The sequence below is a fragment of the Aliivibrio fischeri genome (genome assembly GCF_009727955.1).
In the GTDB taxonomy this organism is placed as follows: domain Bacteria; phylum Pseudomonadota; class Gammaproteobacteria; order Enterobacterales; family Vibrionaceae; genus Aliivibrio; species Aliivibrio fischeri_A.
In genome coordinates this window covers 30,046-46,013 of sequence record NZ_WOBR01000004.1, presented here as the reverse complement: position 1 = coordinate 46,013, position 15,968 = coordinate 30,046, and the positions used below count along the sequence as shown (strand labels likewise).

Annotated in this window: 15 protein-coding genes; all 15 read right to left on the bottom strand. The window is 40.6% G+C overall.

What is annotated here, in order from left to right; translation table 11 throughout:
* Positions 1 to 4: 4 nt before the first annotated feature.
* The 15 genes from fliM to fliD all read right to left on the bottom strand — a co-directional run bounded on the left by fliM (position 5) and on the right by fliD (position 15,955).
* Entirely contained in the window at positions 5 to 1,039 is a 1,035-nt protein-coding gene (gene fliM, locus GNP81_RS03685; protein ID WP_005420346.1) for a flagellar motor switch protein FliM, read from the bottom strand.
* A 7-nt stretch (positions 1,040 to 1,046) separates the two neighbouring features.
* Positions 1,047 to 1,532 carry a flagellar basal body-associated protein FliL gene (gene fliL, locus GNP81_RS03680; protein WP_005420348.1) on the bottom strand — a complete coding sequence of 162 codons (486 nt, stop codon included), beginning with the start codon at positions 1,530 to 1,532 and terminating at the stop codon, positions 1,047 to 1,049.
* A gap of 63 nt (positions 1,533 to 1,595) precedes the next feature.
* Positions 1,596 to 2,846, bottom strand: a complete 1,251-nt coding sequence (locus GNP81_RS03675; protein ID WP_155673578.1) for a flagellar hook-length control protein FliK — start codon at positions 2,844 to 2,846, stop codon at positions 1,596 to 1,598.
* 180 nt (positions 2,847 to 3,026) lie between these two features.
* On the bottom strand, positions 3,027 to 3,470 hold the full coding sequence (fliJ, locus tag GNP81_RS03670) for a flagellar export protein FliJ (RefSeq protein WP_005420354.1): 444 nt from the start codon (positions 3,468 to 3,470) through the stop codon (positions 3,027 to 3,029).
* A 10-nt stretch (positions 3,471 to 3,480) separates the two neighbouring features.
* Positions 3,481 to 4,800, bottom strand: a complete 1,320-nt coding sequence (gene fliI, locus GNP81_RS03665; RefSeq protein WP_155673577.1) for a flagellar protein export ATPase FliI — start codon at positions 4,798 to 4,800, stop codon at positions 3,481 to 3,483.
* Entirely contained in the window at positions 4,800 to 5,597 is a 798-nt protein-coding gene (gene fliH, locus GNP81_RS03660) for a flagellar assembly protein FliH (protein WP_017020039.1), read from the bottom strand. Before fliH ends, fliI begins: the two co-directional genes overlap by 1 nt.
* 104 nt (positions 5,598 to 5,701) lie before the next feature.
* Entirely contained in the window at positions 5,702 to 6,754 is a 1,053-nt protein-coding gene (fliG, locus tag GNP81_RS03655; RefSeq protein WP_005420359.1) for a flagellar motor switch protein FliG, read from the bottom strand.
* Complete coding sequence (fliF, locus tag GNP81_RS03650) at positions 6,747 to 8,480, bottom strand: flagellar basal-body MS-ring/collar protein FliF (protein ID WP_336495433.1); 1,734 nt, start codon at positions 8,478 to 8,480, stop codon at positions 6,747 to 6,749. The genes fliG and fliF overlap by 8 nt, the downstream gene beginning before the upstream one ends.
* A 17-nt stretch (positions 8,481 to 8,497) precedes the next feature.
* The gene (fliE, locus tag GNP81_RS03645; RefSeq protein WP_005420363.1) at positions 8,498 to 8,809 is read right to left on the bottom strand and encodes a flagellar hook-basal body complex protein FliE; all 312 of its coding nucleotides are present in this window, start codon (positions 8,807 to 8,809) and stop codon (positions 8,498 to 8,500) included.
* A gap of 100 nt (positions 8,810 to 8,909) precedes the next feature.
* On the bottom strand, positions 8,910 to 10,343 hold the full coding sequence (locus tag GNP81_RS03640; protein ID WP_012533820.1) for a sigma-54-dependent transcriptional regulator: 1,434 nt from the start codon (positions 10,341 to 10,343) through the stop codon (positions 8,910 to 8,912).
* A 3-nt stretch (positions 10,344 to 10,346) separates the two neighbouring features.
* Positions 10,347 to 11,408 carry a sensor histidine kinase gene (locus tag GNP81_RS03635; RefSeq protein ID WP_155673576.1) on the bottom strand — a complete coding sequence of 354 codons (1,062 nt, stop codon included), beginning with the start codon at positions 11,406 to 11,408 and terminating at the stop codon, positions 10,347 to 10,349.
* A 158-nt stretch (positions 11,409 to 11,566) separates the two neighbouring features.
* On the bottom strand, positions 11,567 to 13,048 hold the full coding sequence (locus GNP81_RS03630) for a sigma-54 interaction domain-containing protein (RefSeq protein ID WP_011262363.1): 1,482 nt from the start codon (positions 13,046 to 13,048) through the stop codon (positions 11,567 to 11,569).
* Positions 13,049 to 13,236: 188 nt separating this feature from the next.
* A complete protein-coding gene (fliS, locus tag GNP81_RS03625) occupies positions 13,237 to 13,647 on the bottom strand; it encodes a flagellar export chaperone FliS (RefSeq protein ID WP_005420369.1) in 411 nt (136 codons plus the stop codon).
* A 15-nt stretch (positions 13,648 to 13,662) separates the two neighbouring features.
* A complete protein-coding gene (locus GNP81_RS03620) occupies positions 13,663 to 13,953 on the bottom strand; it encodes a hypothetical protein (protein ID WP_155670667.1) in 291 nt (96 codons plus the stop codon).
* A 31-nt stretch (positions 13,954 to 13,984) separates the two neighbouring features.
* Complete coding sequence (gene fliD, locus GNP81_RS03615) at positions 13,985 to 15,955, bottom strand: flagellar filament capping protein FliD (protein ID WP_011262365.1); 1,971 nt, start codon at positions 15,953 to 15,955, stop codon at positions 13,985 to 13,987.
* Between the last annotated feature and the right edge of the window lie 13 nt (positions 15,956 to 15,968).

The window sequence follows — 15,968 nt, the reverse complement described above, 5'->3', positions numbered from 1 at the left end:
TTTCTTATTCTTCATCATCTAAATCAAACAATACGTCTTTGCCTAGGAAGGCTAAGTCCGTTTTCACCATATCTGGGCGCTTGATCTTCTCAGTAATCTGTATTGCTAATTTATCGTTAGATTGACCGACTTTACCGCGGTAAGTTGGTAGGTCTTCTACAAATACGGTTGCTGCTTCTGGCATTTCCACTGGAATGATATCGCCAGCTTCTAGCTCCATTAGATCGCGCAATGAAATTTGGCTCTCTAATAGGTTAACTTTCATCTCTACCGGAACATCCATGATTTCATCGCGTAGTGCTTTGCTCCAACGAACATCAGTGTCCATCTTGTCACTTTGCACACCGGCATCAAGCAATTCACGAATAGGTTCAACCATTGAATATGGGAAAACAACGTGGAAATCACCACCGCCACCGTCCACTTCAATATGGAATGAGCTAACAACGATAACCTCTGTCGGGCTCACGATGTTTGCCATCGTTGGGTTTACTTCTGAATCAAGGTATTCAAACTCAACGCCCATTACTGGCGACCAAGCTTCTTTGTAATCTTCAAAAATCACTTTTAGCAACAATTGAATAATACGACGTTCAGTTGGGGTAAATTCACGACCTTCGATCTTAGCGTGGAAACGACCGTCACCACCAAAGAAGTTCTCTACCAAAATAAAGACGAGTCGAGCTTCCATTGTTACTAAGGCTGTGCCTTTAAGTGGGCGGAAGCGCACCATGTTTAAACTGGTTGGTACGTATAACGTATTTTGATACTCACCAAATTTCACCATTGAAACACCGTTAATCGATACTTCAGCAGTTTTTCTTAACATATTAAATAAGCTAATACGCATATGGCGTGCAAAACGTTCGTTAATCAATTCCAGTGTTGGCATTCGACCACGAACGATTCGGTCTTGTGATGAGAAATCAAAGCTCTTCATTGAGCCTACATTGTCATCATTACCGACAACATCATCTTCTACATCATCTACACCGTGGAGTAGAGCATCAATTTCGTCTTGGGATAGTAGATCTGTCACATTAAACCTATTGCATTACAAAGTCGGTAAATAATACTTTTTCAACTACAGGCTTAGCTGTAATTTTAGTAAAGGCATCTTGGATATCACGTGTCGCTTGCTCACGTAGCTCAATTCGGCCACGAGGCTCTCTTAGTTGTTCAACGGTTGCAGCAGCAAATGTCGATAATAAAGCACTCTCAATAAGTGGTGTATGCTGTTTAGCAACGGCTTCATTATCAGCACCACGCATCATGACCTGTACTTTTAATTGAACTAAGCGGTCACGTTTATCGCCGGTCACATTAAAGATAAATGGCTGAGGCAAATTTAAATACAGTGCAGGCATATTCGCTTCCAAAGCGGCAATATCTTGCTCTGTTGGTTCTGGTGCTGGCTCGCTTGACATAAAGAACCAAGCAGCAACGCCTCCACCAATCAGTAATAAAGCAACTAATGCAATAATGATCATTAGTTTCTTCTTACCTTTAGGCACATCACCTTGTTCAGCCATTCTCATTCCTCTTTAAATAACTATTAATTTTTATTCTAATGTCGCTAATTTATATTATTGTGTTTACGCGTAAAAACTGATGCCATCATTCGGTTTTGATGATACTTGAACACTGATTTCGTGCTCTTCTGAAGACTCTTCACTAAAACCCGAACCATGGTTGCTATGCTCTTCTTTTTGGTAAGCATATTGTGAAGAATCACCCGAACTTTGTTGTTGTACTGATGTATCGGCCAATTGGATCCCTTGTTGAGCAAACATTTCACGTAAACGCGGCAATGTTTGTTCAATCGCATCTCTTGCGTGTTGGTTTGAAACAGTAAACTGCACACCTGCGCTATCTGCACCCATATTCAGACGAATGTGCATACGCCCCATTTCAGGTGGATCTAAACGAATATCAACATGCTTGAGGTTTTTCGCCATCATCATATTGATGCGCTCAGCGACTTCATCACTCACCATTTCTTGACGAATATTTAAAGGCACATTCATTGGGTCTGCTCGTTGCGCTTGAACGGCTGCCGCTTGTTGAGTTGCTGTCGTACCTGACGCATGTGCTAGTTGCTGTGCAAAGGTATCTGTGGTTTTAGATTCAGTTAAATTAACCGCTTCACCATTAGCAACTTGAGTCATACCAAGTGCTGAGATATCCATTTTTGCTTTTTTCGCCTCTGCTAACTTTCCAGCTTCAGCTTCTGCCTTACCAATAAGTGCAGTAGAAGTTAATAATTCTTTCGTTGATTCTTTATTACCAGCGGCTTCACCTTTGCTTTGCGTTTCGCCCTCTACTTGAGTTGACGATTTAGCAGTACTTCCCCATTGAATTTCTTTTAATGGATCTGTTTTTTCAGCTACGGTTTTGCTGCTGTTTTTCTCACCTTCAGCGGCAATACTTGCTTGAGTAAGCAACATTTCAGCATCACTTGAATCTGAGGATTCGGCTTCGTCAGATGATTCTTCTTCATCTGAGGCTTTTTTCGCTTCGTCTTTTTTATCAACTAATGTGCTATTAGCTTGATCAAGACGAGATAATAATTCAGAACCTTGGCTTACTTTGTCCTCTGTTGTTTCTTCTTTCGCTTCAACAGATTCAGACTCTTTCGATTTTTCGCTCGCTTCGCCTTTTTCAACATCGCCTTTCTCATCAACCGTTGTTTTTTTGGCGTCGTCTTTTTCCTTTAATCCCATTACCTCTTTTAGCTCTTCAATAAAGCCTTCAGATTCTGGTTTATCTACAGCAGCCGTTTTAGTATCTGGCTTTACAGGCGCGGTTTTATTAATACCGTTTAATGATAAGTCATGACTGCTCATAGTATGTTCTCTACATTGAGTGTGGATTTTTTGACGAGCGCGATAGTGGCTCTGCTTTGCTTATTTTAAAGCAAATATTAAGCCACTTTTATCACTTAACCTCAGCGAGGGGTAATTTGAAAGATTATGAAGGGAAAATACTGATGAATTAAAAAACCTTGAATCAATCACTCAATATGATTATTCAGTTTTACTTCGGCGAGCAAATTGAAGGGTTGAGAACTCATCCATCATTTTTTGCTCTTGCTTATCCAACATTTTTTGTCGCTCTGCTTTTTTCTTGTCCATCATCCACTCATAAGATCGTCGCTGCTTACGAGTCTCTTGCCAATAAGTTTGGCAATTATCCACTTGTGATGTGAAATGGGATTCTGCACTTTTTTGCTTGGTTAATGTTTCATCTAACTGAACCAAAAATTTATTTAAATGACCATATTGGCTTGCAGTTAACCCTTGCTGACCACGCTGCAATAGTTGATTACAATAATCAAGACGGTATTTTTCAATCTGCTTTACTTGCTCATAAAAGTCTTCCAATTCAGCTTTGGCTTTATTCAATGCCATCACCGCTTGGTTTTCTCTTTCTTGGGCTTGCTCTAATAAGAAATCAAAAGTACTTGTCATTTACTATGCCTTAGCCACTAAGCAACATTTTAAGCATGTTTTTACACATATCGTATGGAACACTTTCTTTCATACGCTGTTGTAGATATTCGTCTAATCTTGGTTTTAACGTGAATGCTTGGTCAATAGCAGGATCAGTACCCGGCTTATACGCACCTATCGATACCAAGTCTTGGTTTTTACGGCAAGTAGACAACACTTGTCTCACCGCTTTAGACATAAGCATATGTTCTTCGTCGGTAATTTGTGGCATAACACGGCTGACAGATTTCTCAACATCAATCGCTGGATAATGACCTGCATCAGCCATTTCACGAGACAATACAATGTGTCCATCCAAAATCGCACGTGAAGCATCGGCGATTGGGTCTTGTAAATCATCCCCTTCCGTTAATACAGTAAAGAATGCCGTAATAGAACCTTGGTTTTCATTACCATTACCCGCTCGTTCAACCAATGCCGGTAATTTTGCAAATACAGAAGGCGGATAACCTTTGGTTGCTGGTGGTTCACCAACGGATAAGGCAATTTCACGTTGTGCTTGAGCAAAACGAGTTAATGAATCCATTAACAGTAAAACATCTAAGCCTTGATCACGAAAATACTCAGCAATGGTTAATGCGGTTTGGCACCCTTTTAGTCGCATCAATGCAGATGCATCGGCAGGAGCAGCGACTACAACCGAGCGCTGACGACCTTCAGGGCCTAAAATTTCTTCGATGAATTCTTTTACTTCGCGTCCACGCTCACCAATTAGACCTACAACTACCACTTGCGCAGTTGTACCTCGAGTCATCATGCCTAGTGTTACCGATTTACCAACACCCGAACCTGCAAATAATCCTAAACGTTGACCTTTACCGACAGTAAGTAAACCATTAATTGCTTTTAAACCAACATCAAGTGGTTCTGAAATCGGCTTTCTGGATAATGGGTTAATTGGCTCAGAAGTAAATGATGCGGTATGCTCAGTATAGAGTTCACCAAGACCATCAATAGGGTTACCGACCCCATCCACCACACGCCCAAGCAGTTCCATACCAACAGGAATACCACTACCATCGGCGATTGGAGTAACTTTAGCGCCAGGTAAAACACCTGAAACTTGTTCGCTTGGCATTAAAAATAAGTTTTCACCTGAAAAGCCAACAACCTCGGCTTCGATCTCACCATTTACGGTTTCAACCAAACAGGAACTACCAATAGGTGCTCGACAACCTGTTGCTTCAAGCGTTAGACCAACAACACGCACTAATTTACCTGAGGCAATAGCGCGAGTGGTTAAGCCTGTGGTTTTATATTGAGATAAACGTTCAGATAATGACAACATTACTGATTTCCTTGATGACGATTCACACCACAGAACTTGTTTAGTACGCTCTTAATTCGCTCTTCTAGCAAATAACTTACTTTTGAATCAGAGGCTTGAATATTTATATCACCTAAGTTCATCGACGGCTCTGCGGTTAATGTCCACTGCTTTTGAGTTAACGCTTCTTCACCATACGCTTCAATAACTCGTTGGTGATCTTCTGGATTTAACGCAATTTTAATTTCACGCTCAGTAACAGGCAGTGTTTCTACAGACTCTCGAACCGTATCTAAAATAACTTGAGGGTTTGTTTTTACTTCTACATGAACCACTTCTTTAGTCAGTGCTAACACCATATCTATCAGCTGTTTTTCGACTTGAGAATCAAGCAATGCTAATGGCTCTGCAAATTTGTCTGCCATGGCAATTAATTGCTGGATACGTTCTTGAATTTCAGCTTGGCCTGCCGCAATTCCTTCATCATAACCAACTTGATAACCTTCAGGTTTCCCAGCTTCAAACCCTTCTGCTTGACCTTTTTCTAAACCTTCTTTGTAGCCAAACTCTTGGCCTTCCATTAAGCCTTCGTTGTAAGCACCTTGCTTAATTTGTTCAATGATTTCTTCTGTTAAAACAAATTCTTCCGGTTCTTCTTCTTTTGGAAGCGATGGAGTCCAACTAGGATCGTAATTAAAAGCGGTTTCACGAGCAGGTTTATTTGGATCAGAGTAATCTGGGGATTCCCAAATATTCGTTTTTTGTAGTTCACTCTCATCGGTAATGCGAATAAAGCCACGTTTTTTGCTGATACTCATGATGATAACCCGTACAAAGAAGAAGAAGATTAGAAAGAATAACGGCTATTTCAATCGTATTATGAAATAGCCGTTTAATTATAACTCAATGAAATGAAAACGTATTATACGAATTCATCCGCACCGCCAGAAAGCATTAGATCGCCAGAATCTGCCATTCGACGTGCCACTGCCAGAATTTCTTTCTGAGCGGCTTCAACGTCTGCAACACGGACTGGACCCATAGCTTCAAGATCATCACGCATAAGTTCCGCTGCACGTTTCGACATACACTTAAACATTTTCTCTTTAAGTGCATCATCTGCACCTTTAAGTGCTTTCTGCAGAACTTCTTGTGGAACATCACGCAATAGCATTTGAATGCCTTGATCTTGAACATCGATAAGGTTTTCAAATACAAACATAAGATCTTGAATCTGAGTTGCGGTCTCTTCATCTTGGTCACGGATTTGATCCATCAACATACCTTCAATGCTGTTATCTAGGTAGTTCATGATTTCTGCCGCTGCTTTCAGGCCGCCAATTTTCGCAGCTTGAGCACCAGATTGACCTGCGAATTGTTTCTCCATGATTTCGTTCAATTCAGCTAGAGCTGATGGTTGAACTTCTTCAAGGTGCGCAATACGCATCATTAGATCAAGACGAACACGTTCAGGGAATTGAGATAAAATCTCCGCTGATTGGTCTGGATCTAAGTAAGATAATACGATGGTTTGGATCTGCGGGTGCTCATTCATAATGATGCTTGCCACTTGACGAGGATCCATCCATTTCAATGAATCCAAGCCTTTAGAACCGCTACCTAGTAGAATTTGATCTACTAGGTTATTCGCTTTATCTTCACCAAGAGCAGCAACTAATGCGTTACGCATAAAGTCTTCGCTGCCCATACCAATGCTGGTGTATTTCTGAATATCTTCTAAGAACGCACGGTGAATCGCTGACACTTTGATCTGATTTAAGTCAGATACGGTTGCCATTGCTGCACCTACTTTTTGAACTTGCTTTGGTTCTAAGTGACGAATAATACTTGCCGCATCTTCTTCACTTAAACTTAGCAATAAAATCGCTGCACGCTCTGAGCCTGATAATGAAGAAAGATCAAATTCTGGTGTTTCTTCTTCTTTATTTCCTGCTTCTACAATTTCATTAGCCATTTTCAGATACCCAGTTTCGAACTACTTGTGCTGCTAATTCCGGTTCATTTGCAACCAGTGCACGAACCGCTTTCAATAAATCTTCGTCTTTATGCAAATTAGGAAGATCGATGCCCGAGCCAAACTCGAATCCATCTCCATCTAAATCACTGCCAATTAAGCCCATCTCACCTTCAGCATTACGCTCTGCATTTGCCAATGCTTCATCTTCAGCTTGGTTAGGGAACAGTAATTTATTCATTGCTGGACGAACAAGAACAAGAATAACAGCGATAATAACCAAGGCACCAGCAAGCCACTTAACCCAATCATTAAAGTTAGGGTTTTCCCAAATTGGTACATCAATCGCAATTGGTTGCTCTTCAATAGCAAACTTCACGCTCAGTACATTCAGTAAATCACCACGCTGTTCATTTAGACCAACACTACCAATAATAATTTGACGGATCTTATCTAATTCTGCTGCTGAAATTGGTGTATATGTTACTTCACCTGTTTCAGGATTAACGCTTTGACGTTCTTTAATCGCAACCGATACGGTTTGACGTGCAACGGTACCCGTCTGCTTGCGCTCATGACTGATTGTTGTATCAAGTTCAAAGTTTCGTGTTGCTTCTTTATGAACTGAACCTTGGCCTAATACCGAACCATCTTTTAATTCTGCGATATCTTGAGGGATAGCGGAATCAACTGGCGGTTGGTTACTTAGCGCACCTGGAACGCCTGCAATCACATTACCGTTGTTATAATCTTCTAACGTGTATTCACTTCGAGTAGATGGAGTTTGCGGATCAAATTGCTTACGAGTTTGCTCAATAGCACTGAAATCCATAGACACATCCACTTGAGCGGTATAGTTACCTAAACCCAAAATAGGAATAAGGATTGCGTCAATTTTATCTCGTAAAGATTGCTCTTGTTTACGCTCTAGCTCTTGCTCTTTTCGATGAGCCATTGCCATCGGATCTTGCGTACCAGAGCTTAAAAGGCGACCATGCTGATCCGTTACGGTAACGCGTGTTGGTTTCATTCCTGGAACCGCACTTGCAACCATATCAACAATTGAATCTACTTCTTCTTGTTTTAGCATTGCACCCATTCGCATGGTCAAGAATACCGTTGCCGATGCTTCTTGATTATGACGAACAAATACACTTTGTTTTGGCATTGCGAGTAATACTTGAGCTTTACGAATTGGTCTCATTTGCTCAAATGTACTTGCTAATTGGCGCTCACGACTTAGTTTTAAACGCTCTTGTTCTAAACGCTGTGAAACCCCAAAGCCCATATCTTGTAATAAGATATCATCTCCCTCACCTACGGCTTTATTTAAGCCTGCACGAGACAGATCTAGATTCATTTTACTGAATTCAGAGGCAGGAACTAAAATGGTATTACCATCTAGTTTGTATTCTGCTTTTTGAGCATCAAGATGATCAAGCACTTGGATAAGTTCATCTGTTTCATAAACCCCAAGTGGACGCATCTCTGGTTCTTGAACCCAAAAGAAAAGCATGACAATTAACGCCACACAAATAGAAACAGATAATACGAGGATAACCTGACGCAATAAGTCAAGATTACCTAAAGCTGAATCTAATTTTGAAGAACTTTGCTCATCAACATCTGGATTTTGTACATCAACAGAGCTATCCAGTGCCATAGCACCGCCTGTTGGCATATCATCCGATACGGCTAAGTTCGTGTTTTTGTTCTCTTCCGACACGCTTTAATTCCTAGAAATTAGACTGGCATATTCATCAGTGCTTTATAAGCATCAACTAGCTTATTGCGCACTTGAATTGTGGCATCAAATGCAACGCTTGATTTATTTCGTGCAATCATAACGTCTGATAATGAAACCCCTTCATCACCTCTGTCAAAACGCACGGCTAAATCACTTGATGCCTTTTGTAATCCATTTACGTTATTGACGGCTTTCGCAAACATTGCACTGAAGTCCGCACCGACTTCTTTTCCTGTTACTTGACGCGTTGTATTTGACGCATCAAGCATCATTGCTTGCATCTCGTCCTGTAAACCACCGATTTTCATTTCTATTCTCCGACCCAGTCAACTTCTTGACTTAATTTTACGACCCGAAGTATATGAAGCAATTTACATACCAATATATCAATAACGATAACTCATTGTTTTAACTTGGGATATCTATTCCAGCATCACGCATCTTCGCTAACTTGTAACGTAGTGTTCTTGGGCTAATACCTAGTTTTTCAGCGACATCTTTTCGTTTACCATCACAGGCTTTTATGGTTTCAAGGATAATGATAAATTCTTGTTCTCTAAGTTCACCACCTAAGCCACTAGATGCAACCAAAACCTCACTTTCTTCAGACGTTGCTGGTGCTGCTGTCTCATTTATTGACGGTACTTGTTGCTCAGGTCTAATTGTTGGCGCTTCACCACTTACCACTTGTTGTAAGCCATCCGCATCCGCCCAATCAACCCCTTCTAATAAAACATCATCCGCAGTGATCGTATGTTCTTCAGCAAGAATAAGCGCACGTTGAACTACGTTATCTAGTTCACGAACGTTACCCGGCCATGGGTACGCTTCTAGTTTTTGAGTGGCTTCTGCACTAAAACTAGGAACTGGTAAACCTTGTTTTTGACAGTGACGCTCTACTAAGTGTTGAGCTATTGGTGCAATATCACCTTTACGATCTTTTAATGGCGGCCATGCAATTGGGAATACGTTTAAGCGGTAATATAAATCTTCACGGAAATTACCTTCTTCTACGTACTTTTTCAGATCACGGTTACTGGTTGCTAAGATACGTACATCTAACTTAATGCTCTTACGACCACCTAAACGCTCAACTTCACGTTCTTGTAATACACGCAATAACTTAGCTTGTAGATTAAGATCCATTTCACTGATCTCATCCAGTAAAATAGTACCACCTTGAGCTTGTTCAAATTTACCTGGGCACGCTTGAACGGCCCCCGTAAAGGCACCTTTTTCATAACCAAATAACGTTGCTTCTAACATATTGTCAGGAATAGCGGCACAGTTAATGGCAACAAATGGGCCTTCACTTCGTTGTGAATTGTTATGAATATAACGTGACATGACTTCTTTACCTGAACCACTAGGACCAAGCACCATCACGTTAGCGTCTGTACGTGCGACTTTATCAGCTAATTTAAGTAGCTTAAGACTCTTTTCATCAGCAACGATAGCATCACCCGTTTGCTCCGTTTTCACTGGAGCATAACGGCTAACCATATTCAGTAATACTTCAGGTGCAAATGGCTTAGCCATGTAATCAATAGCACCATCTTTCATTGCAGAAACCGCATCTTCAATATTGGCGTAAGCCGTCATTAAAAGAACCGGAAGATTCGGCCAATTTAATTTAATACTGCGCAATAAGGCCAATCCACCCATGCCAGCCATTTGAACATCAGAAACAACAATATCAACAGGTTCTTTCTTCAAAATAAGTAATGCTGTTTCTGCGCTATCGGCTTCTACCCATTCGTAACCAGCTAACTCTAGCGTGTCGATCAAGGCTTCACGTAAACCTTCATCATCCTCGACAATTAATACTTTGCTTTGTGCCATGATTTATTCTCCAGATTCTGTTTGAGCTAGGTTGTCTGTTTGGGTTGCTGATAGTGGAATTGACATGGTAAAACATGCGCCATCATCCGGTTCTGAATACAATTCAAGTTGTCCTTTATGAGCTCGACAAACCATTTGTACAACGGCAAGACCAAGGCCTGTGCCTTGAGAGCGAGTAGTAAAAAATGGTTCCATTATTTTGTCTTGTAACTCTAGTGGTATACCGGGGCCATTATCTTGCACCGATATTTTTAAAAACCCATTCACAGGTCTGAAAAAGACGTCGATTTGACACCCTTTCCCTATCACTTGAATGGCATTCATGATCAAATTACTAATGGCACTGGCAATGGCATTGGCGTTCCCCATTAGCACAGTGTCTTCATGTTCGACTTCTAGGAAATAATCGACTTGATTTGATTGCAGAGCCGTTTCAACCATTGGACGATATTCAGCGACCAAATCACCAATAGTGAATGGCTTAACAACTTTATTATCACCGCCTTTAGCAAAGAGCAGCATGTCATTCACTTGCTTCTCTAAATCATGAAGGCGATCAACCAATTTAGTTTGAAAACGTTTATGCGTTGCGGCAGGTAAATTTGGTGATCCTAAGTTTGAAGCGTACAGCATTGCACTCGATAACGGCGTTCTTACTTGGTGAGCAAGAGAGGCAACCATCTTACCTAATGATGATAATCGCTGAAGATCACTCACACGCGATTGCAATAAACGCGTTTCAGTCAGATCAGTTATTAGTATTAATTGACCTGTTTCTGATGCCGAAATTGCTAATCGAACTTTGCGTCCATTACGTAACGAGATCTCATGACCATCATCTTCTCTTGGATCAAACGATCGTTGAATGACTTCAAACCAACGCTCTCCCAATAAAGGTAAACCTAAAAGCTTAATTGCCTCTGGGTTGACTTCACACACCATACCTTGTGTATCAAGTAAAATAACCCCAGCTGGCATAACATCTAAAACCTGTTTATACCGTGTATTTTGCTCTTCTACTGTGCCAAGAGGTGAGTTTAAGTCACTCTCAGAATTACCCTGCATAATTTTATTCCCGCCAAAACAACAAAAGGGCTGATGCATTTTACATGCCAGCCCTTTTGGTATTTATTATCAACAACTTACACTACACATGTAAGCTTGACGGTCAAATTTTTGTCATTTAAATTAGTGAAACGTTATCTCTTTTTGACTAAAGAGTATTAACGCATATCATCTTTATTTAAATTATATTTACGCATTTTCTCAACAAGAGTAGTACGGCGCATACCTAGCATGTCTGCTGCTCGTGCAACAACACCATTTTGCGCTTCAAGTGCCTGGCATATCATATTAACTTCAACTTCGGCTAACATCTCTTTCAGATTTAAACCATCTTCTGGTAAATCATTCGATGTTGGTCCTGCGTTTTGCATTCCTTGTTGAGGAATACCACCATCACTAAAGTTAGCAAACATGTCAGCTAATGCCGCTTGTTCTTGCTCTTCAATTGATTGCTGATTGTAATTTTCAGGTTGAAACTCTGGAATATCACTATAACGATACTTCGTTGGTAAGTGATTTACGTCCACCGATTCCCCTGGGAATAAGATCATCAAACGCTCTATTAAGTTTGCTAATTCACGTACGTTACCAGGCCAATGGTGTTCCATTAACGAGTTAACGGCACGAGGAGTTAGTCGTACGCGTGTGCTGCCTTCAGCTTCCATTCTTGCTAATAACTCTTGCAGCAACAAAGGAATATCTTGCTTACGCTCACGTAATGCCGGCATTTCAATTGGGAAAACATTTAAACGATAATACAGATCTTCACGGAATGTGCCTTTCTCTATCATCTCATCTAAATTACGGTGCGTCGCAGCAACAATACGAACATCAGCACGAATACTCTGATTACCACCTACACGCTCAAAACAACGCTCTTGAAGAACACGAAGTAATTTCACCTGCATCGGCATTGGCATATCACCAATTTCATCTAAAAATAACGTACCGCCTTGTGCCAATTCAAAGCGACCTTTACGTGCAGTAATTGCACCGGTAAACGCCCCTTTCTCATGGCCAAACAGTTCACTTTCTAGAAGATCTGGTGGAATTGCACCACAGTTAACCGGAACAAATGGTCCTTTACGGCGTGGCGAATGATAGTGCAAGTTACGTGCAACTACTTCTTTACCTGTGCCCGATTCACCAAGAACTAATACGCTTGCTTCTGTACCTGAAACTTGTTCAATTAAATGGCGAACAGTACTAATAGCGGTACTTTGTCCAACCATACTACGGAATAAGGTATTTTTACGGCCTAGGTGAGGTACTTCTAACCCACGACGACCCATAAATTCTTGGCAATGACGTAATGCATCGGTTAATTGAGGATAATTAACTGGTTGATTCAGTTCACCAACATAGTTTGTCAATTCCTCAACATCATGCATAGCCCCCGCAAGCATAATGACTGGAATATGATTATGTACAACTAATGAACTTTTGATTATATCTTTCAGCGCTTGGTCAGAAACTTGACCTAAAAAACAAGCACTCCATGGCTCACTCCACTCAAAAGTAGACAATTCTGAAGCTGAAATGGCATGACAATGTTCACCGATAAACTCAAGGATCACCTTAAGATTATGACGGCTCTGAGCATCATCTTCAATAATAAGAGTCTTTGCTAAACCTTGCATAGATGTGGATATGCCTTAATTCTTTGATTTATGTGGTCTATTCATTGAACAGCAACGAAATATTGCCAACATATTATAGCATAAGAAAAATAAGGCAACTATGACTGTCTACTTATCGACAGTCATGTTGTAAATGAGAGGTTAGTATAAAAATCGAAAAATAAATTTGATTTATAAAATCGGTTTAATTAGATACCAACTTGATCTGCGGTAAGATTATGAAATTCTGCAGGAATTTGATCCCAAGCTGATTTGATTTCACGTAGCATTTCTACAACATCATCAATAGCCTGACCATCATTATTTTGGTTAGCGTGTGAAATTTGGCGGATCATAAAATCGTATAAAGAATCTAGGTTACTAGCAATTTCACCACCATCGTCCATTGATAGACACGAACGTAGACTGATCACGATGTCTAATGCCTTGCCAAGACGCTCGCCTTTAACTGGTGTATTGCCTTGTTCCATGGCAGCTTTACCTTGGATTAAACGCTCAATAGCTCCAGCCATTAGCATTTGAATTACCTTATGAGGTGATGCAGCACTTAATTGGCTATCAATTGATACCTTTTTATATGCCTGTAGTGAACCTCTCATCGTATTTCCTCAGTTTTATTGAAATTTTCTATACAACTGAACCGATTTCTTCGCATGATTCAGTTTTTGATAATCAAGTGCAAATTGCTGCCCTAACTCTGTCATCTCTTTAACAATAAGTTGGGTTCGTGCAATTGCGAGTTGCCATTCAGTGGATGCCACTATTTCTGACGCTTGCATACATGCATGCAAGAGTTGTTCCCGATTTGCTAAAAAAGTAGCCAATTGTTCAAAATTAATATCTTCACTACGATATTGGTTTTGTAACTCTTGATCTAACGCTTCTAATTGCTTTAATAATTCCATCGGTAACCTCTATACCAATAACAAGGCAGCATTAACCCAACGCATTCATCATACCTGATAACTGCGCTTTCATTTTTCCGGTTACATCTTGCATATTGGCAAATTTATTACGCGTACGTTCTTGAAGACTTTCCATTCGGCGATCTAAATCAACCTGCTGATCATTAAGACGATAGTTTTGATCTCGCATCGTATTCATTCGCGTACGAATTGGACCACTCACCCCTGTCATACTTTGAATAACGTCTTCAACCTTTTTTGCAAAACCTTTTGAGCCACCAAAGAAGGTATGCAATTGACTGAAATTTTCATTCAATTGACGATCTAACATTGACTGATTTATTTCAAGTGTGCCTTGTCGAGTTGTTGAAATACCAAGCTCTATCAGAGTTTTTATCCCTGTAGGCGCTGATTCGACTGGCGCGACAAACACAGATTTTAAACGAGACTCAGCCGAACGCACGACACTGTCTCCCGCAAGAGGACCACTTTGACCTGTTGCCGGATCAAAACCACTCAATGCTTTAGTGGTTTCATAGAACTGATTGTAAGTATTAACAAATTGTTCGATAGCAGCTTTTACAGTATCTCTATCAAACTGCACATCTAAATCGATACGCTTACTTGCTTCAGCTGTTGTACCTTTTAAAGTGATATCAACACCTTGAACCGCATCTTGAATAACATTGGTGTCACTGCTTATTCTTGCAACGCCATCCAAGACCACTTTTGCACTGCTTGCCGATTGAACTTCTTGAAGACCAGAATATAAAGGTTTGCGTGGACCTTCTGGTTTAATGGTCTCTACAACCTTTTCAATCGGTTCTAATTTTTCTTTTGCTATTTCTTTAATTGTTGGCGGCAGTTTTTCTACTTTTTCTTTTGCTATATCAACAATTTCTTTTTTCGGTGCTTCTTTCTGAGGCGCTTCATAAGTAATGCCCGCAGCTTGGAAAACTGTATCTGGCGTTTGTCCAATTTCTGCAAGTGCTTCAGCTGCATCTTGATCGCCTTGCTTTGCCGCTTTAGCTAATTCAATCTTTTCATCTTCATTTGGAAGTGCCGCTTGCAGTGTTCCTGCAGTTCGCTCACTCCATCCTGACATGCCAGATGTTGGATCGGTTGGATCTTCTAACGTCGCTAATGCCGCTGTTGCTTCTTGCTGCATCATGATTTCTTTAGCTGCTTTTTCTTCACGAGCTAATTCACGATTGGCATAATCAATTAAAGGTTTAAAGTAAGCGTATTTTTCTTCGTCACTCAGCTCTGGTACTTCTTGCTCTGTAATTGGCTCACGAACTTGTTGAGCGGCAACTTCAGGCACTTGCTGATATTGAAGCAATGTTGGAATATCAAACTTCGTTGATACCGTTGGATCAAAGTCAGGGTTAAACGCAAATCGATGCAATTGGTTATTGTATTTTGCATCAACTTCAATTTTAACTTTATTACTTTCGCCTGGCTTATCAGATGCGAGAATTAAACGAGAGCCACCATCGTCTTTTACGATAGAAGCTTGCACACCTGGATTTGAAGGTGCACTGTTAATCTGTTTTAAAATGTCAGTAATTTTATTATTTTGGCCGACAACATCGATGGTAAATGATTTCTTACCTAGCGATATTTCTAATTTACCCGGGCCAAATTTAGCATCATCACGAATAGGAGACGATGCTAGCTTTTGAGCTTGAGCAAGTTGTAAAACGTCAATAGTATAACGACCCGCAAGTGCATCAGGGCTCGCCGTAGCACTAACTACATCTTCATCACTACTTGAGATAGTTCTCGATGCAAATGTGTCGTCTTGACGGAAAGTCGTCATAAGATTCTTCATGGTATCTAATGATTCTTGCAGACGGCCGTAACCACTAATATTAGTATCTATGTCTGAACGTTCACGGTCGATGCGCTGCTGCTTAGGTAAGCGCTCGCTTTCAACTATTTTGCTCACCATAGAATTAATATCTAGGCCACCACCCATCCCCATCGGGCTAACACTCATGAATCGCTTTCCT

Coding starts and splice junctions, on each gene's coding strand:
- fliL (WP_005420348.1), bottom strand. CDS start 1,532: ATGGCTGAACAAGGTGATGTGCCTAAAGGTAAGAAGAAACTAATGATC.
- GNP81_RS03675 (WP_155673578.1), bottom strand. CDS start 2,846: ATGAGCAGTCATGACTTATCATTAAACGGTATTAATAAAACCGCGCCT.
- fliJ (WP_005420354.1), bottom strand. CDS start 3,470: ATGACAAGTACTTTTGATTTCTTATTAGAGCAAGCCCAAGAAAGAGAA.
- fliI (WP_155673577.1), bottom strand. CDS start 4,800: ATGTTGTCATTATCTGAACGTTTATCTCAATATAAAACCACAGGCTTA.
- fliH (WP_017020039.1), bottom strand. CDS start 5,597: ATGAGTATCAGCAAAAAACGTGGCTTTATTCGCATTACCGATGAGAGT.
- fliG (WP_005420359.1), bottom strand. CDS start 6,754: ATGGCTAATGAAATTGTAGAAGCAGGAAATAAAGAAGAAGAAACACCA.
- fliE (WP_005420363.1), bottom strand. CDS start 8,809: ATGAAAATCGGTGGTTTACAGGACGAGATGCAAGCAATGATGCTTGAT.
- GNP81_RS03640 (WP_012533820.1), bottom strand. CDS start 10,343: ATGGCACAAAGCAAAGTATTAATTGTCGAGGATGATGAAGGTTTACGT.
- GNP81_RS03635 (WP_155673576.1), bottom strand. CDS start 11,408: ATGCAGGGTAATTCTGAGAGTGACTTAAACTCACCTCTTGGCACAGTA.
- GNP81_RS03630 (WP_011262363.1), bottom strand. CDS start 13,048: ATGCAAGGTTTAGCAAAGACTCTTATTATTGAAGATGATGCTCAGAGC.
- fliS (WP_005420369.1), bottom strand. CDS start 13,647: ATGAGAGGTTCACTACAGGCATATAAAAAGGTATCAATTGATAGCCAA.
- GNP81_RS03620 (WP_155670667.1), bottom strand. CDS start 13,953: ATGGAATTATTAAAGCAATTAGAAGCGTTAGATCAAGAGTTACAAAAC.
- fliD (WP_011262365.1), bottom strand. CDS start 15,955: ATGAGTGTTAGCCCGATGGGGATGGGTGGTGGCCTAGATATTAATTCT.